We start from the raw sequence: 26,269 nt of genomic DNA, 5'->3' as shown, positions 1-26,269 counted from the left end.
AGAAGGGCTCCCTTGTAACATGGGGGTCCGCTCCGGCAAACCGGGGCTGACCCTGCCCGACAGAGCCAGAAAAGAGACAGATGACCCCTCCGGAAACCGGCCCCGGCACTGCCGCGAACCCCGCCGCGACGAATAATGCGCATGAATTCTCCGTAAGCGAGATTTCCTTCGCGCTGAAGCGAACCGTGGAGGACACGTTTGGCCATGTGCGCGTGCGCGGCGAGGTGACGGGCTATCGCGGGCCGCATTCTTCCGGCCATTGCTATTTCGGCCTGAAGGACGACAAGGCGCGCATGGACGCCGTGATCTGGCGGGGCGCCTTCAGCAAGCTGCGCTTCAAGCCCGAAGAGGGCATGGAAGTGATCGCGACGGGCAAGCTCACGACCTATCCGGGCAGCTCCAAATACCAGATCGTGATCGAGCATCTGGAGCCGGCCGGCGTGGGCGCGCTGATGGCGCTGCTGGAGGAGCGGCGCAAGAAGCTCGGCGCCGAAGGCCTGTTTGCGCCGGAGCGGAAGCGCGCGCTGCCCTATCTGCCGGAAGTGATCGGCGTGGTGACGAGCCCGACAGGCGCCGTGATTCGCGACATTCTCCACAGGTTACAGGACCGCTTTCCGCGCCGCGTTCTCGTCTGGCCGGTGCGTGTGCAGGGCGAGACGAGCGCGGCCGAGGTCGCCGCCGCCATTCGCGGCTTCAACGCGATGACGCCGGGCGGGGCGATGCCGAGACCGGATGTGCTGATCGTGGCGCGCGGGGGCGGCTCCATCGAGGATCTCTGGTCCTTCAACGAGGAGGTGGTGGTGCGCGCGGCAGCGGAAAGCGAGATCCCGCTGATCTCGGCGGTGGGCCACGAGACGGACACGACGCTGATCGACTTCGCCTCCGACCGCCGCGCGCCGACGCCGACGGCGGCGGCCGAAATGGCGGTGCCGGTGCGCGCCGATCTCATTGCCGATCTGCGGGACCGGGCGACGCGGCTGATGCGGGCGGAGACGCGGCTCGTCGAAAGCGCGCGGACGGGGCTTGCGGGCCTTGCGCGCGGATTGCCGAAGCTCGGCGATCTGGTGGCGCTGCCGCGCCAGCGTTTCGACAATGCGGCTGACCGGCTGCGCGGGGCACTGTCGCGCGTGACGACGGTGAAGCGGGGCGAATTGCACAAGGCCGGTGCGCCCTCGCTCGCGCCGATCCGGCGGCAGATTGCGGAGGCCCGCAAGCGTAACGCCGAAATGGCGACGCGCGCGAAGCAGGCGGAGACGCGCCATCTCGGCGATCTCGGGCGCAGGCTCGACGGCGCGGGCAAGCTCCTCGAAAGCTACTCCTATCAGGGTGTGCTGAAGCGCGGCTACGCCGTGGTCCGCGATGCGCAAGGACGCCCGGTGCGCGCGGCGGCGGGGCAGGCGGCGGGTGCCGCGCTCGAAATCGAATTCGCCGATGGCCGCCTCGGCGCGGTGGTGGCGCCAGGCGGTGCGCCAAAATCACAGCCGAAGAAACCGGCACCGAAGAAGGATGGCGGCAAGCAGGGCAGCCTGCTTTGATTGAAGCCGTGCGAGAGGCTAGAGTGCGCGAAAAGAGGTTATGCGTATGAACAGGATCGACAAGATGGGCGGCGGCGAGGCGGAACTCGTCTATGGCGACGGGGAGTATCACGTCGTGCGGCCGGGCGCCTATGTGACCTGCGCGGTGACGGGCGTGCATATTCCGCTCGACGAGCTGCGCTACTGGAATGTCGACCTGCAGGAGGCCTATGCGACGCCCGATGCCTCGCTGAAGCGGATGCGCGAAAAGGGGCTCGCCGGTTGATGCGGGTTTTGGGACTTCTCGCAGGTTTTCTTTTCCTTGCCGTTCCGGCACTGGCCGATGCGCGGCTCGAACTGTCCGGCGGCATGACGCAGGGCGGCCTCGCGATCGGCCATGCGGTGCCGGGCGCCAAGGCCTCGCTCGACGGCATGATGCTCGATGTGGACGGGGACGGCACCTTCGCCATGGGCTTCGACCGCGACCACGAAACGGACGCGAAGCTGCGCGTCGTCTATCCCGACGGCACGGTGGAGGAACGCACACTCGCCATTGCGAAGCGCAAGTGGCAGATCCAGCGCGTCGAAGGCGTGCCGCAGAAATATGTCTCGCCGCCGCCTGAAGCCATGGCGGCGATTGCGCGTGGCACGAAGCTGAAGACGGAAGCGCGCAAGACCCGCGCGGAAGGAAGCTGGTTCACGCAAAGCTTCCTCTGGCCGGTGACAGGCACGATATCGGGCGTCTTCGGTTCGCAGCGCTATTACAATGGCGAGCCGCGCCGCCCGCATTACGGTGTCGATGTGGCCGCGACGACGGGAACGCCGATCCAGGCACCGGCCGGCGGCGTGGTGACGCTCGCCGATGCCGACATGTATTTCGAAGGCGGGCTCGTTTTCCTCGATCACGGGCAGGGCGTGACGACGCTCATCATGCATATGAGCCGCCTCGATGTGAAAACCGGCGATGTGGTGAAGCAGGGCGATGTGATCGGTGCGGTCGGCGGTACGGGCCGCGCGACAGGCCCGCATCTCCATTGGGGCATGTACTGGCGCGGCGCCTATCTCGACCCGCAACTGCTTGCGGGGCCTATGCCGAAGGACGGCGGCTAGTTTTTCGTCTGGCGCGCAAGCCGCCCGCGCCGCGTCTTCTTCTGTTTCGTCCAGCGGTTATGCAGCCACAGCCATTCATGCGGCCGTTCGCGGATGCGCGCTTCGAGGAAGTCGTTGAGTTCCTGCGTGATGCGCATGATGTCCTCGACGGGATCGGCACCGGGACGCGGCGTGATCGGATCGTAGACGGTGACGCGAAAGGTTGCGCCCTTCACGCGCTCAAGCCAGGCCGGAACGATGGGTACATTGTAGCGCACCGCGAGGCCCGCGGGCGCGGGCGTCGTCATGGCGCGAAGGCCGAAAAGTTTCGCCTCGACGCCGTCATTCATTTTCTGGTCGGTGAGCATGGCGATGAACTTGTCCTCGCGCAGCAGCTTCACCAGCGTGCGCGCGCCGGGCGCGCCCTTCGGCACCTGTACCGCCTGTGTCACGCGTTCGCGCAACGCGATCATCCATTCGTTCACGTAAGGATTGTTCGCATGGCGATAGACCTCGCCGCCCGCGAGCCCCTCGAACTGCATGACGACGGGCAGGATTTCCCAATTCGCGAAATGACCCGAAACGAAAATGCCGCCATTGCCCGACGCCGCCAGCGCGCGCAACGCCTCCGCATGGACGACATCGAAACGGTGGCGCTCCTCGGGACGCGCGAAAACGGGCAGATGCGCGTATTCGGCAATGGTGCGGCCGAGATTGTCCCACATGCCGGTGACGATGCGCTCGCGCTCTTCAGCCGTCAGCTCGGGCATGGCGCGGGCAATATTGTCGCGCGCCCTGTTGCTGAAGGGCAGGCGCGGGCCGATGCGGCTGCCGAGCCAGCCGCCGGTATCCGAAGCGCGGTCGATATTCATCGAGCCGAAAAACGCGAGCGTCGCCTTCAGTGCGGCATATTCGAGCAGATATAGGAACTTGCCTTTGCGAGCCATGCGCCCTGGCCGATTCTTGTTTTTGTGACAAAAACTTATAGCAGCTTCAGCGCCGTCTGGCGCGAACCACGGCATCCATTATCTGCGCCATGAGCGCATCGATGTCGCCGACAAGAGCACGCACCGGCAGGACGCGCGCCGCCGCCGCGAGCCGCGCGCGGGCACTGGCCGCAGGGGCATGTGTGAGCCGCGCTGCATCCTTCTCGGTGGTGATGAGCTGCGCACCGAGTTCGCGCGCCTTGACGAGAAGGCCGAGCGCATCCTTCTCGCGGAAGACATGATGGTCCGGAAATGAAACGGTGTCCGCGAGTTCGACGCCCAGTTCACGCAGGGTACGGAAGAACTTTTCGGGTTTGCCGATGCCTGCGAAAGCGAGATGCGGCCCCTCGTCAAACGCGGGCAGGGAAGCGGGGCGCACGATGGAATTGAAAACCGGAATACCGCGAGCCCGAGCCCGCGCGGCGACGCCATCGCCCGCATGACCCCGCCCCGTGAGGATCAGCGCATTGGTGCGCGTGAGGGCGTTGTCGGCTTTTTCGCGCAGGGGCCCCGCAGGCATGAGACGGCCATTGCCGAGGCCGCTCGCGGCGTCGACGACGAGGATCGAGAAATCCTTGGTGAGGGAGGGGTTCTGCAAGCCGTCATCCATGACGATGATGCCGGCGCCCCCGCGAATGGCGGCAGCGGCGCCCTCGGGCCGGTTCGCAGCAACCCAGACAGGTGCGACGGCGGCGAGAAGCAGCGGCTCGTCCCCGACATCTTCCGCCCCGTGGTGAGCAGGATCGACACGGATCGGACCCGCCTCGCGCCCGCCATAACCGCGCGTCAGGAAATGAACCTTCTCGCCGCGCGCGACAAGGCGCTCGGCAATGGTGAGAGCGAGCGGCGTCTTGCCAGCGCCCCCCACGGTGACATTGCCGATGCAGATGACCGGAATGGCAGCCCTTTCCGGCTTCGTCCTCGCAAGACGCAGGCGTCCGGCAAGGCCGTAGAGACTGCCCAGAGGCGAAAGAAGCCTGGCGGCGAGCGGGACAGACCCGCGCTTTGCGGGATACCAGAAGCGGGGTTCACGCATGGTTTGCGCTCCTCGCTTCAGGCGCGGGCAGAAGCGCGAGCAAGGCGTCGAGTGTGCGCTCCGTTGCGCCGCTGTCGCCGCTGGCGATCCGCTGTGCCGCAGCACCCATGCGCCTGCGTTCACTCTCGCTGGCGAGAAGGCGAGCGGCGGCCGCAGCGAGAGAGGCCGCATTGGCAACGCGCAACATGGCGCCCGCTTCCTCGAAGGCGGGGAATGCTTCGGCAAAATTGAAATCGGAAGGGCCTGCGAGAAGAGCGCAGCCGAAGCGCGCGGCCTCGAAAGGGTTATGTCCGCCTGTATCGCCGAATGTGCCGCCGATAAAGACGAGATCTGTCAGCGAATAGAAGAGGCCGACTTCGCCGAGCGTATCGGCAAGATAGATCTGCGTGGCTGGCGTGATGGTATCGCCGGTTGCGCGCCGGGCGACGCTGAGGCCGGTCGCGGTGAGTTCTTGCCCGATGGCTTGTCCGCGAGCGGGGTGGCGCGGCACGACGATGGTGAGGAGGCCGGGATGCGACGCGGCAAGAAGGGTATGCGCTTCGCCCGCCGCGCGCTCTTCGCCCTCATGCGTATTGGTGGCGACCCAGATCGTTCGCCCGGCGGTCATGGCGCGAAGGCGCGCAAGCTCTGCCTTATCGACGGAAAGCGCAGGCGCATCGTGCTTCAGATTGCCGGGCTCCAGAACCTCCGCCGCGCCAAGCTCGCGAAGCCGCGCGGCCGAGGCGCGATCCTGCGCCATGATGAGGCGAAAGCGCGAGAGAAGATCGGCGATGAAGGCGGGGGCATGACGCCAGTTATGTGCCGACCGCGCGGTGATGCGCGCATTGACGAGAGCGAGCGGCACACCGTGCCTGTCCGTGGCGGCGATGAGATTCGGCCAGAATTCGGATTCGATCCAGATCGCGAGATCGGGGCGCCAGTGATCGATGAAACGCGCGCAGTAGTCAGGATGATCGAGCGGCACATATTGATGAACGGCACCTTCGGGCAGGCGCTCCGCCATGAGCTTTGCGGAGGTGACGGTGCCGGTGGTGACAAGGACGTGCAGCCCCGGACGAGCGGCAAGAAGGCGCGTGACGAGCGGCAGAATGGAAAGCGATTCGCCGACGCTTGCACCATGCAGCCAGACAAGGGGACCATCGGGGCGCGGACGGGAGGCCACACCGAGACGTTCGCCGAGGCGCGCCGTGTCTTCCTTGCCGCGCGCTTCGCGGCGGCGCAGCAGAAGCGGCACAAGCGGCGAAACCGCGCGCGTCATCGTCCGATAGAAGAAGAGACCGAGGGATGGCGCTTTTCCCGTCATGCCGGACAAAGGCCGCTCAATGCGCGACCGCTCCCTTGTCCTGCTTGCGCGGTACGCGGCCGCAAATCTCCTCGGCTTCGAGCGCAACGGCATTGAGCCCGTCTTCGACGCGCTGCCGCGCGGCTTCGAGCTCTTCCGGCGTCGCATCGCGCGGAACATAGATCGGCTCGCCCCAGACGAGCGCACCCCGGGAGAAGGGAAGGTTGATCGTGAACTTGTCCCAGTTGTTGAGCTGGATGCGCGCGGCCGTGGTGGCGGCGACGGGAACGATGGGACGGCCCGAAAGCCGCGCCAACATGACAATGCCCTCGCCCGCGCGGCGCGCGGGGCCGGGCGGCAGGTCGGCGGTGAGGCCGATGGAAATATTCTCGCCGAGCGCACGAACCATGGCGCGCAGAGCACCCGCGCCGCCCTTGCCCTTCTGCTTGTGAACGCGCTCTTCGCCCTTGGGCACGCCCGCGCCGCGAATGGTGCCGACGCCCAGGAAGCGCATGACACTGGCGACGATTTCACCATCGCCATGCTTCGAGACGAGAATGCGCATCTCGCGCCAGTTGTGCCAGAAGGTCGGCAGGATCATGTTCTGTCCGTGCCAGGTGGCGGCGACGAAGGGTTTGTCCTCCGCCCAGAAGCGCGCGGCAATATCGCCCCGGCGCACTTCGAAGCGGCCCGTGCGGCGCACGAGCCGAATGAAGAATGCAATCAGCCAGGCAATGAGTGTTGTCGAGGTCTCGGTTTTGCTTTTCGTGTCGCCAGCCATGAATGCTTACTCTCCCGCGACTGCGGCCGTGGACGGGCTTTGCGCCAAGCCGGCGCGCGCGCTGTCCGAAGCGGCTTGCGGCTCTTCGATAAACTGGGAACGCGACAGTTCTGCGTAGAGACCGCCCCGCGCGACAAGCTCGGCATGATTGCCGCGCTCGACCACCCGGCCTTCGTCGATCACGCAGATCGTGTTCGCGTGTTTGATGGTCGAGAGACGATGAGCGATGACAAGCGTCGTGCGGCCCTGCATGAGGCGCGAGAGGGCGTTCTGCACCTGAATTTCGGAAGCGGTATCGAGCGAGGAGGTCGCCTCGTCGAGCAGCAGGATCGCGGCGTTTTTCAGCATGGCGCGGGCAATGGCGATGCGCTGACGCTGGCCGCCCGAAAGCTTGAAGCCTGCTTCGCCGACCGTGGTGTCGTAGCCCTTGGGGAGAGCCGCGATGAATTCGTGCGCGGCGGCGTTTCGCGCGGCCTCCTCGACTTGCGCATCCGTGGCGCCGGGCGTTCCATAAGCGATATTGGCGCGGATCGTGTCGTCGAAAAGGAAAGGCTCCTGCGTGACGAGCGAGCTTGCTGCGCGCAGAGAACTCAGCGTGACCTCGCGCACATCCTTGCCGTCGATCAGGACGCGGCCTTCCGTCGGGTCGTAGAAACGCGGCACGAGATTGAGGATCGTGCTCTTGCCCGCGCCGGAGGGGCCGACAAGCGCGACCGTATGGCCCTTCGGGATTTCGATATCGACGCCATTGAGTGCGGGTGTGCCGTCGCCATAGTGGAAGTGGACATTTTCGAAGGTGACGGTGCCCTCCACAGCGTCGAGCGGCTTTGCATCGCCGGGAACCGTGATCGTCGGCTGAATGTCGAGAATGGGGAAGATGCGCGCGGCCGCCGCGACCCCTTCCTGCATCAGGGTCTGCGTATTGGCGAGCTTCTTCAAGGGCTCATAGGCGAGCAGCATGGCGGAGAGGAAGCCGCCGAGATCGCCGATGGAGAGAAAGCCCGTTTGCACGCTGCGCCCGCCGAAATAGATAACGGCGGCGACGCCGATGCCTGAAAGGAGGCCGGTGATGGGGCTTGCCATGCTGCGTGCCCGGATCGCCTTCAGCGCATGATGGCGCACGGTGTCGATCGTGTTGGAGGTGCGGCCGATCTCGGTCGATTCCTGATCATAGGCCTTCACCACGCGAATGCCCTTGAGCGCCTCGGAGATGACGGCGGTGAGATCGCCGGAGCCTTCCATGTTGCGCTTCGCGGCCTTGCGCGTACGCCGCCCGAGCTTGCCGACGACGATGCCGACAATCGGGATGACGGCGGCGCCCATCAGCGCGAGCTGCCAGTTGAGCCAGAACATCGCGCCGACCAGCGCGACGACCGTGAGAAGGTTCTGCCCGAAATCGATCACCGAGGTGGTGACGGTATCGCGAACACGGTTCGCATCGTAGAGGAAGCCGGAAAGAAAGCGCCCCGAATGCGTCTTTGAAACCCAGGCGAGGTCGGCATGCATGATCCGTCCGAACATGCGCTTCTGGATTTCGGCAACGATGTACTGGCCGATGGTCGCCATCTTGACGCGCGAGATATAGGTCGCGATGGCCTGAAGCGATGTGGCCGCGATGGCGCCTGCCGAGACGAGGAGCAGCATCCACGCATCGGTGCCGACGATATTGTCGAGTGCATATTTGATGAGGACGGGAACGGCGCCGGTGGAGGCCGCGACCACGACGCTCGCGAGGAGCGCGATGGCGGCGGTGCGCCAATGCGGCTTCAGGTACTCCCGTGCCATGCGGGAAATGACGTCCCGCATGCCGAGATCCGCCGCAGGCAGCGGCAGCGCGGAATCGGATCGGGGCGTCGAACCCGCTTTCTGATCGCGGGGTTTGGCGTCGGTGGTCTGGCTCGGCATTCTGGCCTGTCTCTGTGGGGCGCGTCCGCCGCGCCGCCCGGTCATGCGGGGCCCCGGTCATGCGGGCCCCAAGTCAAGCGGTCCCAAATCAAGCGGCCCAAATCAAGGGGCGGACAATATCACGGGCCGCGCTCAGCCGCCATAAAGCCCTGAAATGGTAAACGCTTCATCCAATTGGCATTTTGGGGCCGTCACTGGTTCAGGACGGCAATGCCTATGGTGAGATAGGTGGCGAAGAGAGCCCATGCCAGATAGGGCAGCAGGAGAACAGCCGAAAGACGGCTGTAGCGCGCAAATGACGCAATCGTGCCGGCAATGGCGATGTCGAGGAAGATGACTTCGACGGAGGCAAGAGTGGGGCTCTTGAGGCCGAAAAAGAGAATGCTCCAGGTGAGATTGAGCGAAAGCTGGCAGCCGAAGATCGCGAGCGGCAGCCCGGAGCGGTCGAAGCTCCCCGAGGTCCGCCAGACGAGCCAGGCGGCAATGGCCATCAGGAAATAGAGAAAATTCCAGACGACCGGAAAGACCCAGGGTTCCGGCGTGAGCGGCGGCTTGTCGAGAAGCTGGTACCAGTCACCGACGCTTGTCGCGGTCACGGCGCCGCCCGCGGCGGCCGCGAGAAAGACGGCCGCGAGAAAGGCAAAGAGGTAGAGAAGGGATGTGAGGGCGCTCGGGGGGGCGGCCGGATCGCGGACGCTGTTATCTTCAGTGCTCATGCTGACCTTCTTGTTCTTCTTGTTCAGGGTCCATGAGCCGGTGCAGATGGACGATGAAATAGCGCATATGGGCATTGTCGACGGTGCGCTGGGCAGCCGCCTTCCATGCTTTGTGAGCCTCCTCATAGTTAGGGAAGATGCCGACGATGTCGAGCTTCGACACGTCCTTGAAATCATGGCTTTCGAGATGCGTGAGCTCGCCCCCGACAACGAGATGAAGAAGCTGCTTCGACATGAAATCCTCCAGACAGGCCAGACAGAGATGTGCGCTGCGCTGCAGCAATCCTAGCACGGCGCGACGCCGGGAGCGACTGGTGGCGCCCGGCGGCGGCGACTAGCGGCGGGGCGGAAGCTGGAGTTTGCCCACCTTCTCGAAGAGCGCATCGTAAAGCGCGGGGCCCGCCGCAAGCAGGCTCGGATGGCGGGTGGAGGCGCGGTTGTAGAAATAGGGCGTACCGTCATGCGTGGTCATGCGGCCTCCTGCCTCATGCAGGATGAGATCGGCGGCGGCGAGATCCCAGTCGCTCTTGCCGTTGAGCGCGAGCGTGGCATCCGCCGCGCCGCAGGCGACGAGAGCGACGCGATAGGCAACGGAATTGCGGTCCGATATATCCATTTCCGGCCATGCCTCCGGCCAGGCCGGATGTTTGAACATCGGCGCGAAGGCAATCATCCGGCAGCCTTCGATGCGGGAACAATCGCTGACATGGATGGGGCGGCCATTGAGCCTCGCGCCCCGGCCTGCTTCCGCCTCGAAGAATTCATCCGTCGCGGGATTGAAAAGAACGCCGAGAACGGGACGCCCTTCCTCGACCAGCGCGACCGAAATCACGAAATGCGGGCGCCCCTTGGCGAAAGCGCGCGTGCCGTCGATGGGATCGACCACCCAGACGCGCTGGCTGGTCAGGCGCGATGAGTCGTCCTCAGTCTCCTCCGAGAGCCAGCCGTAATCCGGCCGCGCCCCCGCCAGCCGCGCGTGAAGCAGTTCGTTCACTTCGATGTCGGCTTCGGTGACGGGTGTGTTGTCATGGGCCTTCGACCACTGCTTGTGATCGGTACCGAAGAAGCGCATGGCGATGGCACCCGCCTCGCGCACAGCCTCTTTCAGGAGCGCAAAGTCGGCGGCCCTCGCCTCAGCTTCCGGCAACGGTCATGCCCTCGACACGGATGGTCGGCGCATTGGTGCCATAGTGGAATTCGAGGTCGTCGGCCGGCGTCATGTTGAGGAACATGTCGCGCAGATTGCCCGCGACGGTGATTTCGCTCACAGGATAAACGAACTCGCCATTCTCGATCCAGAAGCCGGAGGCGCCGCGGCTGTAATCGCCGGTGACACCATTGATGCCCATGCCGATCATCTCGGTGACGTAAAGGCCTTGCTTGATGTCGGCGATGAGCTCCTTCACGGAAACGCAGCCGGCTTCCATGTAGAGATTGGTTGTCGAGGGCGACGGCGGGCCGCCCGTGCCGCGCGCGGCGTGACCTGTCGTTTCGAGTCCGAGCTGGCGCGCGGTTGCCGTATCGAGCAGCCATGTGGTGAGGATGCCGTCCTCGATGAGGGTCCAGCGGCCATTCTTCACGCCTTCCCCATCGAAGGGCTTGGAGCGGAGGCCGCGCTTCATATGCGGATCGTCCACGATGGAAATGCCCTTGGCGAAGACCTGCTTGCCCATTTCCTTTTTCAGGAAGCTCGTACCGCGCGCGATGGCGGCGCCTGAAATTGCGCTGGCGAAATGGCCGGCAAGGCCGCCCGAGACGCGCGGATCGTAGACGATGGGTACGGCTTGCGACTTCACCTTGCGGGGATTGAGACGCCGCACGGCTTTCTCGCCGGCGCGGCGGCCAACCTCGGCGGGGCTTTCGAGCGCATCGGCATAACGCTTCGAGGAAAATTCGTAGTCGCGCTCCATCGCCGTGCCTTCGCCCGCAAGCACGGAGCAGGAGAAGGAAGAAGAGGTGCCCGCATAGGAACCCGCAAAGCCGTTGCTGGTGACGAGGGCGACACCGGAGCGGCCATAGCTTGCGCCTGCGCCGCTCGAATTGGTGACGCCTTCGACGGCAAGTGCTGCTTCTTCGGCTTGTGCAGCGCGCGCGGCGAGCTGTTCGGCGCCGGGTGCTGGAGCCTTGTCCTCGATTTCGAGATCCGGCCAGTCGCGCGCAAGACGCGCGGGGTCGGCCAGGCCGCACCACGGACCGTCCGGTGCGACACGCGCCATCGCGACCGCGCGCTCGATCATGGGCTGGAGCGCGGCTTCCGAAAGATCGGTGGAAGAGACGCTTGCCTGCTTGTTGCCGATGAAGACGCGCAGGCCGACATCGCGGCCCTCCGAACGCTCGACATCCTCAAGCTTGCCGAGCCGCCACGAGACGCCGAGCGAGGTGCCCTCGATGACAAGCGCTTCCGCCGCGTCGGCCCCCGCCTTGCGCGCGCGCTCGACCAGCATGGCCGCAGTATCGAGCGCGGATTCGGTGGAGGCGGCAGTGGCGGGCATGCTCATGGATTGTTTCCGGCAGTGGTTGATGTGGTCAGACGAGCGCATACCACAGGCAGCCGATACCGGCGACCAGCATGGCGATCCAGGTGAGCAATGTGCCGACGAGGCGCGGCGGAGTCGATTCGCCGGTGCGCGAGACGCCGATCGCATGCAGGACGCGACCGATGGTCAGAGCGAGGCCGACGACATGGAGAACATAGATCGAGGCCGCGAGAAGATGCAGCACCACGAGGCCGATCAGAGCGATGGGCGTATATTCCACATTCACGATGTGGGCGCGGCTGGCATTGTAGAGCGCGTCGTCGCTGCCGGTACCGGTCATCACGTTGGAGCGAACGCGGTTTGCCGAAACGCGATAGGCGAGAAAGAGATTGATGAGAAGGTTAAGGCCGACATAGACGCCGACAATGGTAGGCGAAGCGGAATAAAAGCCCATGGGTTCCTCCGGTGCTATGCCGCGGTTTCAGGCCGATGTGAGGCCGTGCTTGTCTCGCACCCACGAGCATGATTCGATTTGTGCCGGGGAAAGCTAGCACGGGATATCACACATGGCATCCGAACCTGTGATCGCGGTCGAGACCGGCGATATCACCAGATTGAAGGTCACGGCCATCGTCAGTGCCGCGAATGAGCGCCTTGCGCCGGGCGGTGGCGTCTGTGGTGCGATATTTCGCGCGGCCGGAGCGGGCCTCATCGACGAGTGTCAGGCTTATGACGGCTGTCCGGCCGGCGAGGCCCGCATCACGGGCGGCTACAATCTGCCCGCCGAATGGATCGTGCATGCGGTCGGGCCGGTCTGGCATGGCGGCGGGGAGGGCGAGGCCGAATTGCTGGCAAATTGCTACCGGAATGCGCTGAAGATCGCTTCGGACTACGGGATGCCGTCCATCGCCTTTCCGGCAATCTCGACCGGGATATTCGGCTATCCGCCGGAAAAGGCGGCCAGGATCGCCGTGGCGGCCTGCCGCGATCATATGAAGACACATGAATTTCCGCAGAGGATCGTACTTGTCGCCTTCGATGAAGAACAGGCTGAACCTCTCAAGGCGGCGCTCACGGCAAGTTGATGTTGTGAGGATGGGGGGCGCGGGGCATGCTCTTGCTCAAAGGGAGAGCGGGTGTGCAATGGCGTAACTCGGAAAGACGTTTTGGCCTTGCCGCCGTTTTGCTGCACTGGCTGATTGCGGTGCTGTTTCTCGCCATGCTCGCCATCGGCGTGACGATGACGCGGCTGCCGCTCACCGATCCCTGGACCTTTCCGCTCTTCCAGTTCCACAAATCTCTTGGCGCGACGGTCTTTCTGCTCGTGGTTGCGCGCATCGCCTGGCGCGCGGGCAACAATCCGCCGCCGCTTCCTGCATCGCTGAAGCCCTACGAGCGCGCGCTTGCAAAGCTCACGCATTGGGGCCTTTACGCCGCACTAATCGCGATGCCGCTGACGGGCTGGGTGATCGTTTCCGCCTCGCCGCTCGGCATTCCGACCGTGCTTTACGGGATCGTGCCGCTGCCGCATATCGGCTTCGTCGCCGGCCATCCGCAGAAAGCGGCAATCGAAACGGCGGCGTCATGGACGCATTGGACGATTGCCGTCTTCGCCGCAACGCTCATCGCCCTTCATATTGGAGCGGCCTTCTGGCATCACTTTGCGAAGCGCGACGACGTGCTGACGCGCATGTTGCCGTCGCGCGCACTTTTCAGGAAAGGAAACGGAAATTGATCCGCTTCACCACCATCTGTCTCGCGTTTCTGGCGGGTGCTGCTCCCGCTTTGGCCGTCACGAACTGGGCGGCCGACGCGACGCCCGGCACGATTACCTGGGAAGGGACAGACGGAAGCGGCAAGAGCTTCACCGGAAGCTGCTCGACCTTCGTTGCCGACATTGCCTTCGACCCGGAAGCGCTCGATGAGTCCTCCGTCGCCGTCACTATCGATATGGTGTCCTGCCTCACGGGGGAGATGCAGAAGGATGAATATCTGCCGCAGGAGGGCTGGTTCAATGTCGAGGACTATCCGAAGGCGGTGTTCGAGGCGACGAGCTTCAGCAAGAAGGATGACGGCCAGTATCTTGCGGAAGGAACGCTGACGCTGCGCGGGGAAACGAAGCCCGTGATGCTGCCTTTCGCACTCGATATCGATGGCGACAAGGCGCATGTGACAGGCGAGACCACATTGAACCGGCTCGATTTCGGCGTGGGCGGCGGACAGCTCGCGTCGCCGGATGTGGCGGGGCCGGAGGTGACGGTGCGTATCGATCTCGCCGCGACGAAATCCTGAGGCGATCGACATGAGGGTGATGCGTTTTGCGGGTGTACTTGTTGTTGCTGCGTCGCTCAGCGCCTGCACGGCCTTCAACGTCGCGACGCATCGTGTGAGCGGCGATCCGGTCGATGCGCCGGGCGGCACTTATCGTGCGGACCCGCAGCACACGAGCGTGACCTTCAGCGTCGACCATCTCGGCTTTTCGCGCTTCGTGGCGCGCTTCAATGAGGTGGCCGCAACGCTCGAAGCGGTGCCGGGTGCGCCGGAGAAGAGTAAACTCGATGTGACGATCAAGGCGGCGAGTGTCGACACGAATGTCGCCGAACTCGACCGGATGCTGGCAGGCAGCGATTTTTTCAATGCCGCGCGTTATCCAGATATTCGTTTCGTGAGCACGAGCATCGTCCGCACGAGCCAGGGTACGGGGGAGGTTGCGGGCGACCTCACCATGGCAGGGCAGACGCATCCCGCGACATTCACCGTGACCTTCAACGGTGCGGCGCCCGATCCGCTGACCGGCGCGGACAAGCTCGGCTTTTCGGCGGAGGGAACACTTGACCGCTCCGAATGGGGCCTCGCCAACTGGTGGCCTGCCGTCGGCAATGAAGTGCGCTTCCATATCGAAGCGGAATTTACGAAGCCTGAGAGTTAATCCTCAGATGAGGGGCGGCGGCTCCTGAGTTTCTTCACCGAGCCGCGCTTCACCTTTTCCTCGACGCGCTTTTTCTTGGCCGCGCGGCTGGGCTTGGTCGGCACACGGAATTTCGGCTGGTGCGCGGCGGCGGCGATCATCTCGACGAGCCGGTCGATGGCGTCGCGCCGGTTCGCTTCCTGCGTACGGAAGCGGTTCGCCGTGATGACGATGATGCCGTCCTTGGTGAGCTTCGTGCCCGCGATCCGCTCCAGCCTTTCGCGCACGCGCTCGGGAAGCGACGGCGAAGTGCGCACGTCGAAGCGGAGTTGCGCGGCGCTCGACACCTTGTTGACGTTCTGTCCACCCGGCCCGCCAGCCCGGATGAAGCTGATCGAGATTTCATCGTCCTCGATAGAGAGCCTGTCGGTGACGGGGATCATGGGAGTACCGGGGTTTCTGGATGTTATACTCAACTTGCAGGATGAGTATAATGCGGGTTGACAGGAGGGTGAGTTGATGATGTTATACTCAAACTGCGAAAAGAGTATAACGCCATGTCGACCAGAATACCTCTCGCCATGCATACAGCCTATGCCGATCTGGTCGATCGCTGCGGCGTGGCGGCTTTCGAAAGTGCTTTTACGGGCGACGGTAACTTCGTCGCGAAGACGGTGCGTGGCCGCAAATACTGGTATTTTCAGGAGACGACCCCCGAAGGTCGAAGACAAAAATATGTAGGTCCTGAAACGGAAGAGCTCCTCGAGCAAATTGACCGTCACAGAAGCGCGCTGGACGACGCTCGCGACAGGCAGGCGCTGGTGTCCATGCTTGTCCGTTCAGCCTATCTGCCTCGCCCGCAGGCGAAAATGGGACAGGTGCTGCAGGCTCTGGCGCAGGCAGGAGTGTTCCGCTTGCGCGCCGTGCTGGTTGGCACGATTGCCTATCAGACATATGCGGCGATGCTGGGTGTTCGCCTCCCCGCCGCCTCTCTGCAAACTGGCGATCTGGACATCGCTCAACATCGTACCATCTCCGTTGCCGCGAAAGACAAAACCCCTCCGCCCCTGGCGATACTGAAAGCAGTCGATGAAAGTTTCAGGCCCGTTCCGCACCTGAAAGATCCAACACGGGCGACATCCTATCTGGCGGCAGGCGGACTACGCGTAGACTTCCTGACGCCTAACCGGGGTGCCGATAGCGGTGAACCGGAACCCTTGCCGGCACTCGCGACGGATGCTCACCCGCTGCGCTTCCTCGATTATCTCGTCCATGAACCGACGCGTGCGGTCGTGCTGCATGGTGCGGGTGTCTATGTCTCTGTGCCCACACCCGAGCGGTACGCCCTGCACAAGCTGATCGTTGCGCAAAGGCCCGACAGGCTGAACGAGAAGAAGGGCAAGGACATTGTGCAGGCCGAAAGTTTACTTCAGATTCTTCTTGAGGACCGCGTCCATGATCTCTCGGCTGCCTGGCATGATGCCGCCGGACGCGGGAAAAAGTGGAAAGCCCTCCTCTTGAAGGGGCTCGGCGTACTGGAGGCGGCAACCAGAGATGGTCTGCTTAAGGCGACGGGTGAGACGCGATCAACTGTTCCCGGTATCGACCTGGAATTCGCCTCTCCGCAGGCACGGTACGACGTCGACAGGGACGTCGTACTCTTCACCGGCACTTCCGCGGGTAACAGGCATCGCTGCGCCATAAGCCGTGAAGCTCTTGAAGATTATTTCGGCGATTTCGGTGGAGGCGAAAAGTTGGCTCTTGAAGCATTCCGCAACAATCGGAATCTGATAGAGAAGCTGGTGCGGGAAAAGTTTCTGCACGCACCAGTCGGGAACGCGGAGGAAACATTGCTGAAATCCGACGACATACCGTTGCTCCGCAAACGGCTGAAAATATAAGCGTTACTTCCAGATCGGTTTGCCCGTGCCAGGGAGGCCGAGCTTCGACCATTTCTTCGTGACCGCTTCGATCACCTCTTCATCCATGCGGATCTGACGGCCCCATTCGCGCTTTGTCTCGGGCGGCCATTTGTTGGTGGCGTCGAGGCCGATCTTGCCGCCGAGACCGGACTCCGGTGAGGCGAAGTCGAGATAATCAATGGGCGTGTTCTCGATCAGCGTCACGTCGCGCACGGGGTCCATGCGCGTCGAGATCGCCCACATCACGTCCTTCCAGTCGCGCGCATCGATGTCGTCGTCCACGACGATGACCCATTTCGTATACATGAACTGGCGCAAGTAAGACCATGCGCCCATCATCACGCGCTTGGCATGGCCGGGATAGGCCTTCTTCATCGAGATGACGGCAATCCGGTAGGAGCAACCCTCGGGCGGCAGCCAGAAATCCACGATCTCCGGGAATTGCTGCTGGAGGAGGGGAATGAAAACCTCGTTCAGCGCCTCACCGAGCACCGAAGGTTCGTCCGGCGGGCGGCCGGTGAAGGTCGAGAGATAGATCGGGTCGCGCCGCATGGTGATCGCCGAGACGGTGAAGACCGGGAACTTCTCGACCGAATTGTAATAGCCGGTGTGGTCGCCGTAGGGCCCCTCGTCTTCATATTCGTCGAGCGAGACATGGCCCTCGATGACGATCTCTGCTGTGGCGGGCACTTTCAGCGGCACCGTCTTGCAATCGACGAGCTCGACCTTCTGGCCGCGTAACAGCCCGGCGAATTGATATTCCGAGAGCGTGTCGGGGACCGGCGTGACGGCGGCGAGGATCGTGCCCGGGTCCGCGCCGATGACGCAGGCGGCGGGAAGCGGCTCGCGCTTTTCGTTCTTCCAGCGCGCATGATGCTGCGCGCCGCCGCGATGCGCGAGCCAGCGCATGATCGTCTTGTTCTTGCCCAGCACCTGCATGCGGTAGATGCCGAGATTGAAATCGTCTTCCTTGACGCCCTTCGGGCCCTTGGTGACGACGAGCGGCCAGGTGATGAGCGGCGCGGGCTCGCCCGGCCAGCAGGTCTGGATGGGGAGTTGGGTGAGGTCGATGTCGCTGCCCTTCAGCACAACTTCCTGGCAGGGCGCGGAGGACAGGGTCTTCGGCTTCATCGCCATGACGGTGCGGAGCAGCGGCAGCATGGAAACCGCCTCGCGGAAGCCGCCGGGCGGCTCGGGCTGGCGCAGGAAGGCAAGCGCCTCGCCCACTTCGCGCAGATCCGTTGCTTTTGTCCTCTCAACCGGGGCGCCGCCCGCGAAATTCGCCGTGACGCCGCGCGCGACGCGCTCCACCGTGCCGAAGAGATTGACGAGAACGGGCATGGGCGAGGCCTGGCCATTCGCCATTTCCGCCTTCTCGAACAGGACGGCAGGGCCCTGCTCGGCCAGAAGACGGGTCTGAATCTCGGTCATCTCCAGAACGGTGGAAACGGGCTCCTTCACCCGGGCGATGTCGCCGGTCGCATCGAGCTGGTCGAGAAATTCGCGGAGGGAGGCATAGGACATGGGCGGGGGCTGGCTTTCTCTGGGCTTGGCCTTGTTTGTCGGGCGAGAGAATGCCGCAAAGCCGCGCGAAAGCCAAAGACGGAGAGTGGGCGGGAAAGGGGCGGGGTCGCTCCAATTTTGTGCCGATTTGGCCGCGCCCGTTAACAGGCCGCCAACCACTCGGGGCCTAAAATCCGCTCCAGCAGGTTTTGAAGGAGCGACGGCATTGACGTCCGGTGAATGTGTGAAGCAGCGCAAGCGGCAGAAGAGGGTCTGGCGGGGCGGTGAGCTCGATGCCGATCCGTTTCACCTGCCACAGCACGTTGCCGTGAAAGCAACGGGGCTTGTCGAGCGCGCTTTCGGCTTTATCCGCTTCGCCAGCGTCTACAAGGACGCCGTGACCGCCTATGACAGCTCGCCCATTCTGGGCCGCTTCGAATGGTCGGAACCCATGTCCGCCTTTGACGGGGTGGCGCTGCGGGTGCTCCCCTGCGACCGTCAGGCCTCGAAATTCGTGGCAATCGTTGAATTGTGCCACGCTGGCAATGCGGCCCGAAACCTCGTGGTATATGCGGGCGAGGACGGGGTGGACGCCTCGTCGCGCTGGCGCGCCTGGGGCCGGGCCCTGAATTTGCCGCTGCTGATCGAGGACCGGGAGGGAATGCTCCACCCGGCGGAGCGCCGCCTTGGCGCGCTGCAGGTCTCCAATCCGCAGCCTCATGCGGGCGCGAACCCGCTTTCGGCCCGCCGCCCGCTTACCTTCGGCCAGTCCGGTCAGCCGCGCCTCTGGGCGGGGCGCCTTGTCGTCGGCGGACGTCCGCTGGCTTATTGAGGCTTACTCCGCCGCCTGCATGGCCCGAGGCCCGTGATAGGGCGCGCGGTTTGCCTTTTCCGGGTAGCGGCCATCGGCTCGGGCCGCGAGATAGCGCTGGATGAGCCAGACCGGCTCCTCCAGATGGCTGAGCCTTCCCCGCACCACCTTGCTCGACCTGAGCCCGCGCTGGACGGCGGCATTCATCACCATGTCTTCCGAGTGGAAGGTGTTGAGCATCTCCGTCTCGCTGGCAAGGGCCTCCTGGTAATCAGGCGCGTCCTTCGCCTCCTTCGAGACGAGCGTCGTCGTCAGCAGCAGGCAGCGATCTGCCGCGACGGGCAGCAGCCTGTACCAGAGGGCGCGGTCATGCGTGGTCAGGAACATGAAACAGGGAAAGCCCGTGAAGAGTCCCCATTCAAAGGCCTGGGTTTCGCTCAGGCCCTCGATCCATTTGAAGCCCGGCACCGCCGGTCCGCCCGCCTGAGAGGCGCGCAGCTCGCCACGCAGTTTATCCGTATAGGGAAGATGGGCGTGGAGGAAATAGGGGTGCTCCGGTTCGCTCCATGTAAGCTCACCCGGCATGTTGACGTTCAGCGTCGCCGCATGAGTGCCGATATGGTGATAGGACTCCATCCAGTTCTCGACCATCACCTTCCAGTTGAAATCGCACTCCCATTCGAGCTCGATCGCGATTTCCATGTCGGCGACATTCCACGGCGCGATGTCGCGGTCGAAATCCGCATATTGTTCGGCGAGCGGCATGGCATTGCCATCGAAATTCACGAAGACGAATCCGTTCCAGACCTCGCTGCGGAATTCGGAGAGTTTCCAGTCCGCCTTGTCGAAGCCTTCGGCATTATGCATCTGCGTGCAGCCGCGAAGCGTGCCGTCGAGCTCATAGACCCATTTGTGATAGGGGCAGACCAGAAGCCGCGCTTCGCCCTCGCGCGGGAAGGCGTCGTCGTCCGGCATGATGTCGATTGCGCGATGTGCGCAGACGCGCGAGAGTACACGGACGATGCCTTGGCGGTCGCGGATAACGAGAAGCGGCTCGTCGAAAAGATCGAGCGCGATATAGCTGCCCGGTGTTTTCAGTTGAGAGACATGCGCGAGGCACATCCAGTCCTTCTTGAAGATGTTGTCGCGCTCGAAGGTGAAGTAGTCCTCGTCGGCATAGGCCTCGCGCGGCAGCGTCTTCGCCTGCGCGAGCGGCAGCGCGGCTGTCGCCTTGATTTCCTGAAGGATCGCATCGAGCGGCGGGGAAATTTCCGGTGCGGTCATGGCTCACCTCTTTCAGAGTGAAAATTCGGCGCGAATGGCATCGGTGATGAGATTGACGTGATCGGACAAAAGCCACTCTCCCTTTTCGGCGGAGGAGCCTTGCGCGCAGGCAAGGACGCCGGACGCCGGGACGAGACCCGGTGTCACCGGATAGCGGTCGAACTTCGGAAATACCGCCGGCCCGTCATTCGGGATTTTCGACATGTCGACGAGATCGGGCCGGACGAGCAGCATCATCGAGGTTTCCAGAAGGCTCGCATGTTCGAGGTCGATGCCCGGATAGCCTTCAGGGAAAAGGCGATCGAGTGTTTCCGCCTGCACGAAATCCCAATACTCGAGACGAAGTGCCACGGCATCCTCGATACCGTCGCGGCGAAGCTCGCGTAGCGCCAGGTCGATCCCTTCGATGATGGGCCAGGCATTTTCGACATGACCGTTCACAACAACGAAGCGCCGCGCGCCGTGAAGACCGAGATCGTGAATCACATCGCGCACGACAAGGGTGAGGGTGTTTGCGGCAAGACTTGTCGTGCCGGGAAAGTGCTGGCCGCCGCCCGAACGCGGCTGCGACTTGTAGCCATAGGGAATGGCGGGCGCGACGACGCCACCGACGCGGGCCGCGACTTCCTTCGCGACATGGGTCGGCAGGAAAGCATCGGTGCCGAGCGGGAGATGCGGCCCGTGCTGCTCGGTCGCGCCGACGGGCAGAAAGAAAGGCGCGTGCGCCTTCGTCTTCTCCTCGAAGGCGGGCCAGCTCATTTCCTGCATCAATACGCTCATTCGCTCACCTCATTGCGGCGCCGCCATCGACGCCGATGCATTGGCCGGTAATGAACCCCGCGTCCGGGCTGGCGAGAAAAAGCACTGCGCCTGCGATTTCTCCTGGCTGGCCGATGCGCCCGAGCGGGTTCGAGGTTTCGAGCGCCTTGAGCGCCGGTGTCATGTTTTCGAAATCGAGCAGCGACGTGTCGACCGGGCCCGGTGCAACGGCGTTGACGCGAATGTCCGGCGCGAATTCGCGCGCCCATGAACGCGTGAGCGAAAGGATTGCGCCCTTCGTCGCCGCATAGACGGATGAGCCCGCGCGCCCCAGATAGGCGAGTTCGGAGGCGATATTGACGATGCGGGCCTGCGGCGCGAGATGCGGCAGCGCTGCCTGCATGACGAGGACGGGCCCGCGCAGATTGACGGCCAGCATCCGGTCGAGGTCGGAAATTTCGAGTGTTGCCAGCGGCGAGGCAATTTCAATTCCCGCGCAATTGACGAGAATGTCGATGCCCCCAAGTTTTTCGGCCGCCTCGGCAATGCCTTCGCGCACGGCTTTCTCGCTCGCGACATCCGCCGCGATAACCGGAAAGGCGTGGACGTCCGAAGCCTGGAGATCGAGGCCCATGACGGATGCGCCTTCGCCCGCGAAGGCTTCGGCAATGGCGTGACCGATGCCGCTTGCGGCGCCCGTTACCACTGCCCGCTGCCCGTCGAAATTCCCTGCCATTCACATCCCTCGTCAAAGTCGAACCCAGAGTGCCGGGCAGGGCAGGAACGGCGAAGACGGAAACGGTCAATGCTGGTCATTGATCCTGTTTATGGGCCGAGGCAGACTACGCGGAGGAGAGTTCATATTGAGCAGGAAGCCTTTTCGGTCCGATCCGGCGCTGTTCCACAGGATCGACCTCAATCTCTTCAAGATATTCCTCGAAATCTCGCGAGCGGGCGGGATCGGTGCCGCCGCGCGCCGTCTCAATCTGCAGCAGCCTGCCGTCAGCCTCGCGCTGAAGCGGCTGGAAGGGCATCTGGATGCGGACCTCTGCATCCGCAGCGCGCGCGGTGTGGAACTGACACCGCAGGGCCGCATCGTGGCAGGCTTTGCCGAACATCTGTTCCATCAGATGCAGGCGCTGCCCCGGGCCATGGCAGAGGTCGAAGGCGAGGTGGAGGGGCTGCTGACGATCCGTTCGGTATCGGGCGTCGTTTCGCCGGAACTCGACGAAACACTCGATGCGATGCGCCGCCGCCATCCCCGCATCAGGCTGAGGATCGATATAGCGCCACGGCGTATCGTCGTTGAGGCATTGCTGAAGGATATGGCCGAAGTCTGCATCGCCTTCGACAGCGCTCCCCGAGCCGATCTTCTCTACGAACCGCTGATGCGTGAATACCAGCAGCTCTATTGCGGGCGTTCGCATCCGCTTTTCGGCTCCTGCATCGCGAACCCGGAAATACTGGCGAAGGAACGCTTTGTTGTAACGGGCTCGGACGAGCCGGACGATGTCCGCCATTTCCGTCTGCGCTACAGCCTGGGCGATGACCCTGCGGGCGAGGCGGAGAATCTGGAAGAAGCAAAACGCATGATCGGGCTGGGCGTCGGCATCGGCTTCCTGCCGACGCCTGTCGCAAAAGATACGGCCGCGAGCGATACGCTCTGGCCGATCCTGCCACAGGCAATGTTGCCGAATTACCTGCTCTACCTGATCACCAAACCGGAAGCCGAGCAGACATTGCCGACGCAGCTTTTCCTCGCCGAAATCAGACGGCGGCTCGCGGCCTTGGGCGGGCCGATCTGAGCCGGGAACATCCGGGAGATAAAGTAATTGACGCCATTATATCCGGCTGGCAACACTCCGGCTTCGATGCAACGCAACGGGATGGCGGCAAAATGAAGAAGTTTCTGGTCGGGTTTGTTCTTGTCGCTGTCGCGCTGCTGGTCATTGGCCGTTTTGGCCTGCCGCCGCTGATGACGGCGCTCGGCTATCATCCCGCCTATGACGGGCCCCGCTATACGCTGGAAGGCGGCAAGGCGCTCATCGTCACCACGAGCCACGCGACGCTCGGCGAAGGCGGCGATCCCACCGGGGTTTTCGCTTCGGAAATGACGGCTCCCTATTATGCCTTCCTGGAAGCGGGCATGGACGTCGATCTGGCAAGCATCGAAGGCGGCGAAATCCCCGTCGATCCGACGACCGAAAATATGGCCTGGCTTCTGGCCGCCCCGGCGGACAAGCGCTTCTTCGCCGACCCGGTTTTGCAGGAAAAGGTAGCGAATTCGGCCCGGATCGACGATGTGGACTTCGCGTCCTACGATATCGTCTTTCTCGCGGGCGGCTGGGGCGCGGCCTACGATCTCGGCACCTCGGATGTACTGGGTGAGAAGGTGACGGAAGCCTGGAGCGCGGGGCGCATCGTCGGCGGCGTCTGCCACGGGCCGCTCGGTCTGCTCAATGCGAAGGACGAAAACGGTGCGCCGCTGGTCGAAGGCCGCCGTCTTACGGCTGTGACAGACAAGCAGGTTCACGAACTCGGCATCGATATCACGCCGCAGCATCCCGAGCGCGAATTGCGCGCGGCGGGCGCAAAGTTCGAATCCGCGACCGCCTTCCGGGACTTCTTCGCCAATCACATTACCGTCGACGGACGGCTGGTCACCGGCCAGAACCAGAACGCCGGCGAGGAAGTTGCCGTCGAGATGGTCAAGCTTGCCGGCGGCAAGCCCTAGTCGAATTTGGAGAAGTCGGGCGCGCGCTTTTCAAAGAAGGCGCTGATCGCCTCCTTCACTTCGTCGGACCGGAGCTGCGCACCGAAGACGCGGGCTTCGGCCTCACGCGCCTCCCCGACACGCGGGCGGTCATTGTCCTTCAGCAGCGCCTTGGTGGCGCGCACGGCGTTCGGTGCCTTGGCGGCAAGAGCCTTGGCGCGAGCGAGTGCCTCTACCGGCAACTCGTTGTCGGGGAACACATCGGCCACAAGCCCGATGGCCTCCGCCTTCTCTGCGCCCAGCTTTTTGCCAGTGAGGAAAAGGTCGGCTGCCTTTTGAATACCGATCTGGCGCTGGAGGAGGAAGGTCGAGCCCGCTTCCGGCACCAGGCCGAGATTGACGAAAGGCATCTGGAAGGTCGCGCTTGCGCCCGCATAGACGAGATCGCAATGAAGCAGCATGGTCACGCCGACACCAACGGCCAGACCGTTCACAGCGGCGACAATCGGCTTTTCGGCATTGGCGAGATTTTCGAGGAAGCGCGTCACATGCGGCTTTTCGGTTGGCTGCTCGTCCAGCGGCGTCGTGCCGGCCTTGGCGAAATCGCCGAGGTCGTTGCCTGCCGTAAAGGAGCCGCCCGACCCCGTGTAGAGCGTTACGCGGATTTTCGGGTCTGCATCGGCCGTTTCGATCGCATCCGCCAATACCTTGTACATATCGGCTGTCAGGGCGTTCTTTTTGTCAGGACGGTTCATGGTGACGATCTGGACACCGTCTTCGACGGTCACGAGCACATGGTCGGTCATCATCTTGTCCTCCGCGGGCAAACGCTGCTGCTGCAATAAGTTCTGTTTTGGAATTAGCACCGGACGGGAAGGCTGGCAAAGCCTAAAGCCGCAAGGCGATGTGCACGGACGCCTTGTCGCCTGAGCGGGATTGAACAGCTCAGATGGGCAGCACCCGCCAGACGCTGGTATTGCGGACATCGGTGTCCTCAAGCTCCCGCGTGGTCTTCACCGCATAGGAGACGATCTTCTCAAGGCCCGATTTCGGCAGATAGGTTCGGCCGGGATCGCCGATCAGCACTTCGACGCCTTCACCTGCGAGACGGCGCAACCAGGCCTCGATCCGCTCAGCCAGCGGGCGCTCGTAACACATGTCACCAACAAGGATCACATCCCAGCCCCGGTTTTCCACCCCGACAAGATCTTCCGCAGTCACTTCAACTGCGACGCCATTAGAGGCGGCGTTAATCTTGATTGCCGCAACGGCAAAGCCGTCAATATCGGCGCAGAGGACAGGGGTTCCGCCAGATTTGGCCGCAGCAATGCCGATAAGGCCTGAACCCGAGCCGAAATCGAGCACGCTTTTGCCGCTGGTGACGGAGGGGTTGTCGAGGATATGCCGTGCGAGAGCTTGCCCGCCTGCCCAGGCAAAGGCCCAGAAAGGGGGCGGGAGGCCCGATTTCTCAAGCTCCTCCTCCGTCATTTGCCATATAGGCACAATCTCGGTGGCGAGGTGGAGGCTGATTTCAGGGATAAGCGGCGGCTCGTGCAGCGCCGTATTGCCACGGATGAAATCGGCTGGATCGCGAAGGGGGGATGTCATGCGCCGGATGGCAGGTCCGTGAGTATCTGCCGCGCCTTTTCGCTGTCTTTTGCAATCTGCGCCTTGAGGCTGTCCAACCCGTCGAATTTCTGCTCCGGCCGGATGTATTCGATGAAGGAGACAGCGGCATGCGCGCCATAGATGTCGGCGTCGAAGTCGAAAATATGAACTTCGAGAAGGACGTCTTCCTTGTCGAAAGTGGGCCGCCGGCCAACATTCGCGACCCCTTCATAAGTTCCTTTATGAGCCCCGTCCTCTATCTCGATCTTTACGGCATATACGCCGAGGGCTGGCTGGACATGATCTTCCAGCGGCAGGTTCGCGGTCGGGAAACCGATGGTGCGGCCGCGCTGGTCGCCTTGCTGGACATGGGTTTCGACGGTCCACCAATGGCCGAGAAGTTTTGCCGCGCCGCGTGGATCGCCATTTGCGAGAAGCTCACGAATGCGGGTTGAGGAAAAAGTCACGCCATCCTCCTTAACTTCTTCGACGATGCTGACGCCAAAGCCTTCCATCTCGCTCATATAGGAAAGCGCTGCCGCATCGCCGCCCCGCCCCTTGCCGAAGCGGAAATCATAACCTGCGACCACATGAATGGCGTGAAGCCCGTTCACCAGAACGTCGAGCACAAATTCGGGGGCGAGCTTTTGCGACATCTTCTCATCGAAAGGGAGCGCCGCCAGCACGTCGACACCGATATTTTCGAGCAGCCGCGCCTTGGCGCGAAACGGGGTCAGCCGGAAAAAGGGCTTGTCGGGAAAGAAGAACTGCTGCGGATGCGGCTCGAAGACGAGAACGCCGAGCGGTGCGCCAAGCTCCCTTGCGATGCCGGCCGCCTTGCCGATGACCTGCTGGTGGCCGAGATGCACACCGTCGAAATTGCCGAGCGCATAGACCGCGCCCCGAAGACCGGGCGGTACCTGCTCGTAATGACGGATGATCTGCATGGGTGAGGGCGGTGCTCCGGGGGTTGGA

29 protein-coding genes are annotated in these 26,269 nt (G+C 63.4%); 11 read left to right on the top strand and 18 right to left on the bottom strand.

The features are described from left to right. Nucleotides 1–80 precede the first annotated feature (80 nt). The 3 genes from xseA to ABJO61_RS08355 are packed head-to-tail and all read left to right on the top strand — an operon-like array spanning nt 81 to nt 2,624. Nucleotides 81–1,535: an exodeoxyribonuclease VII large subunit gene (gene xseA / locus ABJO61_RS08365; protein ID WP_348325661.1), complete on the top strand. Its 1,455-nt coding sequence runs from the start codon at nt 81–83 to the stop codon at nt 1,533–1,535. 46 nt (nt 1,536–1,581) lie between these two features. Beyond that, a complete protein-coding gene (locus ABJO61_RS08360; protein ID WP_348325663.1) occupies nt 1,582–1,800 on the top strand; it encodes a DUF2093 domain-containing protein in 219 nt (72 codons plus the stop codon). After that, a complete protein-coding gene (locus tag ABJO61_RS08355; protein WP_348325665.1) occupies nt 1,800–2,624 on the top strand; it encodes a M23 family metallopeptidase in 825 nt (274 codons plus the stop codon). Before ABJO61_RS08360 ends, ABJO61_RS08355 begins: the two co-directional genes overlap by 1 nt. Here the strand turns inward: ABJO61_RS08355 and ABJO61_RS08350 are convergent. The 10 genes from ABJO61_RS08350 to ABJO61_RS08305 all read right to left on the bottom strand — a co-directional run bounded on the left by ABJO61_RS08350 (nt 2,621) and on the right by ABJO61_RS08305 (nt 12,240). Further along, nucleotides 2,621–3,550: a lysophospholipid acyltransferase family protein gene (locus ABJO61_RS08350; RefSeq protein WP_348325667.1), complete on the bottom strand. Its 930-nt coding sequence runs from the start codon at nt 3,548–3,550 to the stop codon at nt 2,621–2,623. The genes ABJO61_RS08355 and ABJO61_RS08350 overlap by 4 nt on opposite strands. Nucleotides 3,551–3,596: 46 nt before the next feature. After that, nucleotides 3,597–4,625 carry a tetraacyldisaccharide 4'-kinase gene (gene lpxK / locus ABJO61_RS08345; protein WP_348325669.1) on the bottom strand — a complete coding sequence of 343 codons (1,029 nt, stop codon included), beginning with the start codon at nt 4,623–4,625 and terminating at the stop codon, nt 3,597–3,599. Then, nucleotides 4,618–5,928, bottom strand: coding sequence for a 3-deoxy-D-manno-octulosonic acid transferase (locus tag ABJO61_RS08340; RefSeq protein WP_348325671.1), 1,311 nt, complete (start codon nt 5,926–5,928; stop codon nt 4,618–4,620). The genes lpxK and ABJO61_RS08340 overlap by 8 nt, the downstream gene beginning before the upstream one ends. Nucleotides 5,929–5,944: 16 nt before the next feature. Beyond that, the gene (locus ABJO61_RS08335) at nt 5,945–6,688 is read right to left on the bottom strand and encodes a lysophospholipid acyltransferase family protein (protein ID WP_348325672.1); all 744 of its coding nucleotides are present in this window, start codon (nt 6,686–6,688) and stop codon (nt 5,945–5,947) included. Nucleotides 6,689–6,694: 6 nt separating this feature from the next. Continuing rightward, nucleotides 6,695–8,593, bottom strand: coding sequence for an ABC transporter ATP-binding protein (locus tag ABJO61_RS08330; protein ID WP_348325674.1), 1,899 nt, complete (start codon nt 8,591–8,593; stop codon nt 6,695–6,697). A gap of 191 nt (nt 8,594–8,784) precedes the next feature. Further along, nucleotides 8,785–9,309 carry a TspO/MBR family protein gene (locus ABJO61_RS08325; RefSeq protein ID WP_348325676.1) on the bottom strand — a complete coding sequence of 175 codons (525 nt, stop codon included), beginning with the start codon at nt 9,307–9,309 and terminating at the stop codon, nt 8,785–8,787. Beyond that, nucleotides 9,299–9,544, bottom strand: a complete 246-nt coding sequence (locus tag ABJO61_RS08320) for a DUF4170 domain-containing protein (protein ID WP_348325678.1) — start codon at nt 9,542–9,544, stop codon at nt 9,299–9,301. Before ABJO61_RS08320 ends, ABJO61_RS08325 begins: the two co-directional genes overlap by 11 nt. Before the next feature lie 99 nt (nt 9,545–9,643). After that, a complete protein-coding gene (locus ABJO61_RS08315) occupies nt 9,644–10,456 on the bottom strand; it encodes a 3'(2'),5'-bisphosphate nucleotidase CysQ (RefSeq protein ID WP_348325680.1) in 813 nt (270 codons plus the stop codon). Then, a complete protein-coding gene (locus ABJO61_RS08310; RefSeq protein ID WP_348325682.1) occupies nt 10,443–11,807 on the bottom strand; it encodes a TldD/PmbA family protein in 1,365 nt (454 codons plus the stop codon). The genes ABJO61_RS08315 and ABJO61_RS08310 overlap by 14 nt, the downstream gene beginning before the upstream one ends. Nucleotides 11,808–11,835: 28 nt before the next feature. Continuing rightward, on the bottom strand, nt 11,836–12,240 hold the full coding sequence (locus ABJO61_RS08305; protein WP_348325684.1) for an MAPEG family protein: 405 nt from the start codon (nt 12,238–12,240) through the stop codon (nt 11,836–11,838). A gap of 112 nt (nt 12,241–12,352) precedes the next feature. Here ABJO61_RS08305 and ABJO61_RS08300 point away from each other — a divergent pair, with 112 nt between their 5' ends. Genes ABJO61_RS08300 through ABJO61_RS08285 form a run of 4 tightly spaced genes read left to right on the top strand, consistent with a single transcriptional unit; the run spans nt 12,353 to nt 14,715 of the window. After that, nucleotides 12,353–12,871 carry a macro domain-containing protein gene (locus tag ABJO61_RS08300; RefSeq protein ID WP_348325686.1) on the top strand — a complete coding sequence of 173 codons (519 nt, stop codon included), beginning with the start codon at nt 12,353–12,355 and terminating at the stop codon, nt 12,869–12,871. Nucleotides 12,872–12,897: 26 nt separating this feature from the next. Beyond that, entirely contained in the window at nt 12,898–13,521 is a 624-nt protein-coding gene (locus ABJO61_RS08295; RefSeq protein ID WP_348325688.1) for a cytochrome b, read from the top strand. Continuing rightward, complete coding sequence (locus ABJO61_RS08290; protein WP_348325690.1) at nt 13,518–14,078, top strand: YceI family protein; 561 nt, start codon at nt 13,518–13,520, stop codon at nt 14,076–14,078. Before ABJO61_RS08295 ends, ABJO61_RS08290 begins: the two co-directional genes overlap by 4 nt. Nucleotides 14,079–14,088: 10 nt before the next feature. Next, nucleotides 14,089–14,715 (top strand): YceI family protein, encoded by a 627-nt coding sequence (locus ABJO61_RS08285; RefSeq protein WP_348325692.1) that lies wholly within the window; start codon nt 14,089–14,091, stop codon nt 14,713–14,715. Here ABJO61_RS08285 and arfB read toward each other — a convergent pair. Further along, complete coding sequence (gene arfB, locus ABJO61_RS08280; RefSeq protein WP_348325694.1) at nt 14,712–15,137, bottom strand: alternative ribosome rescue aminoacyl-tRNA hydrolase ArfB; 426 nt, start codon at nt 15,135–15,137, stop codon at nt 14,712–14,714. The two genes, ABJO61_RS08285 and arfB, sit on opposite strands and share 4 nt — an antisense overlap. Before the next feature lie 114 nt (nt 15,138–15,251). Here arfB and ABJO61_RS08275 point away from each other — a divergent pair, with 114 nt between their 5' ends. After that, nucleotides 15,252–16,595, top strand: coding sequence for a GSU2403 family nucleotidyltransferase fold protein (locus tag ABJO61_RS08275; protein ID WP_348325696.1), 1,344 nt, complete (start codon nt 15,252–15,254; stop codon nt 16,593–16,595). Between the two features lie 3 nt (nt 16,596–16,598). Here ABJO61_RS08275 and ABJO61_RS08270 read toward each other — a convergent pair whose 3' ends face one another. After that, the gene (locus tag ABJO61_RS08270; protein ID WP_348325698.1) at nt 16,599–18,140 is read right to left on the bottom strand and encodes a UbiD family decarboxylase; all 1,542 of its coding nucleotides are present in this window, start codon (nt 18,138–18,140) and stop codon (nt 16,599–16,601) included. 205 nt (nt 18,141–18,345) lie between these two features. Between ABJO61_RS08270 and ABJO61_RS08265 the strand changes: the two genes are divergently transcribed. Further along, a complete protein-coding gene (locus ABJO61_RS08265) occupies nt 18,346–18,951 on the top strand; it encodes a DUF6101 family protein (protein WP_348325700.1) in 606 nt (201 codons plus the stop codon). A 3-nt stretch (nt 18,952–18,954) separates the two neighbouring features. Here the strand turns inward: ABJO61_RS08265 and ABJO61_RS08260 are convergent, their stop codons facing one another. From ABJO61_RS08260 to ABJO61_RS08250, 3 genes are read right to left on the bottom strand one after another with little or no spacing between them, the layout of a single operon-like run. After that, nucleotides 18,955–20,214, bottom strand: a complete 1,260-nt coding sequence (locus ABJO61_RS08260; protein ID WP_348325702.1) for an aromatic ring-hydroxylating dioxygenase subunit alpha — start codon at nt 20,212–20,214, stop codon at nt 18,955–18,957. A gap of 12 nt (nt 20,215–20,226) precedes the next feature. Continuing rightward, entirely contained in the window at nt 20,227–20,994 is a 768-nt protein-coding gene (locus ABJO61_RS08255) for a creatininase (protein WP_348325704.1), read from the bottom strand. A 4-nt stretch (nt 20,995–20,998) separates the two neighbouring features. Beyond that, the gene (locus ABJO61_RS08250; RefSeq protein ID WP_348330950.1) at nt 20,999–21,709 is read right to left on the bottom strand and encodes an SDR family oxidoreductase; all 711 of its coding nucleotides are present in this window, start codon (nt 21,707–21,709) and stop codon (nt 20,999–21,001) included. A 127-nt stretch (nt 21,710–21,836) separates the two neighbouring features. Here ABJO61_RS08250 and ABJO61_RS08245 point away from each other — a divergent pair, with 127 nt between their 5' ends. Next, nucleotides 21,837–22,778 (top strand): LysR family transcriptional regulator, encoded by a 942-nt coding sequence (locus tag ABJO61_RS08245; RefSeq protein WP_348329183.1) that lies wholly within the window; start codon nt 21,837–21,839, stop codon nt 22,776–22,778. 92 nt (nt 22,779–22,870) lie between these two features. Continuing rightward, a complete protein-coding gene (locus tag ABJO61_RS08240; protein WP_348329186.1) occupies nt 22,871–23,707 on the top strand; it encodes a type 1 glutamine amidotransferase domain-containing protein in 837 nt (278 codons plus the stop codon). On the opposite strand, the gene ABJO61_RS08235 is transcribed toward ABJO61_RS08240, so the two are convergent. The 3 genes from ABJO61_RS08235 to ABJO61_RS08225 form a co-directional block, all read right to left on the bottom strand. Further along, nucleotides 23,704–24,495: an enoyl-CoA hydratase gene (locus tag ABJO61_RS08235; RefSeq protein WP_348329189.1), complete on the bottom strand. Its 792-nt coding sequence runs from the start codon at nt 24,493–24,495 to the stop codon at nt 23,704–23,706. The two genes, ABJO61_RS08240 and ABJO61_RS08235, sit on opposite strands and share 4 nt — an antisense overlap. A 136-nt stretch (nt 24,496–24,631) precedes the next feature. Continuing rightward, entirely contained in the window at nt 24,632–25,294 is a 663-nt protein-coding gene (locus tag ABJO61_RS08230) for a methyltransferase (RefSeq protein WP_348329192.1), read from the bottom strand. Then, nucleotides 25,291–26,241 carry a bifunctional riboflavin kinase/FAD synthetase gene (locus ABJO61_RS08225; protein WP_348329194.1) on the bottom strand — a complete coding sequence of 317 codons (951 nt, stop codon included), beginning with the start codon at nt 26,239–26,241 and terminating at the stop codon, nt 25,291–25,293. Before ABJO61_RS08225 ends, ABJO61_RS08230 begins: the two co-directional genes overlap by 4 nt. Nucleotides 26,242–26,269: the final 28 nt, after the last annotated feature.

This window comes from Parvibaculum sp. (genome assembly GCF_039973015.1).
Lineage (GTDB): Bacteria > Pseudomonadota > Alphaproteobacteria > Parvibaculales > Parvibaculaceae > Parvibaculum.
This window is presented reverse-complemented; position numbering and strand designations above follow the sequence as displayed.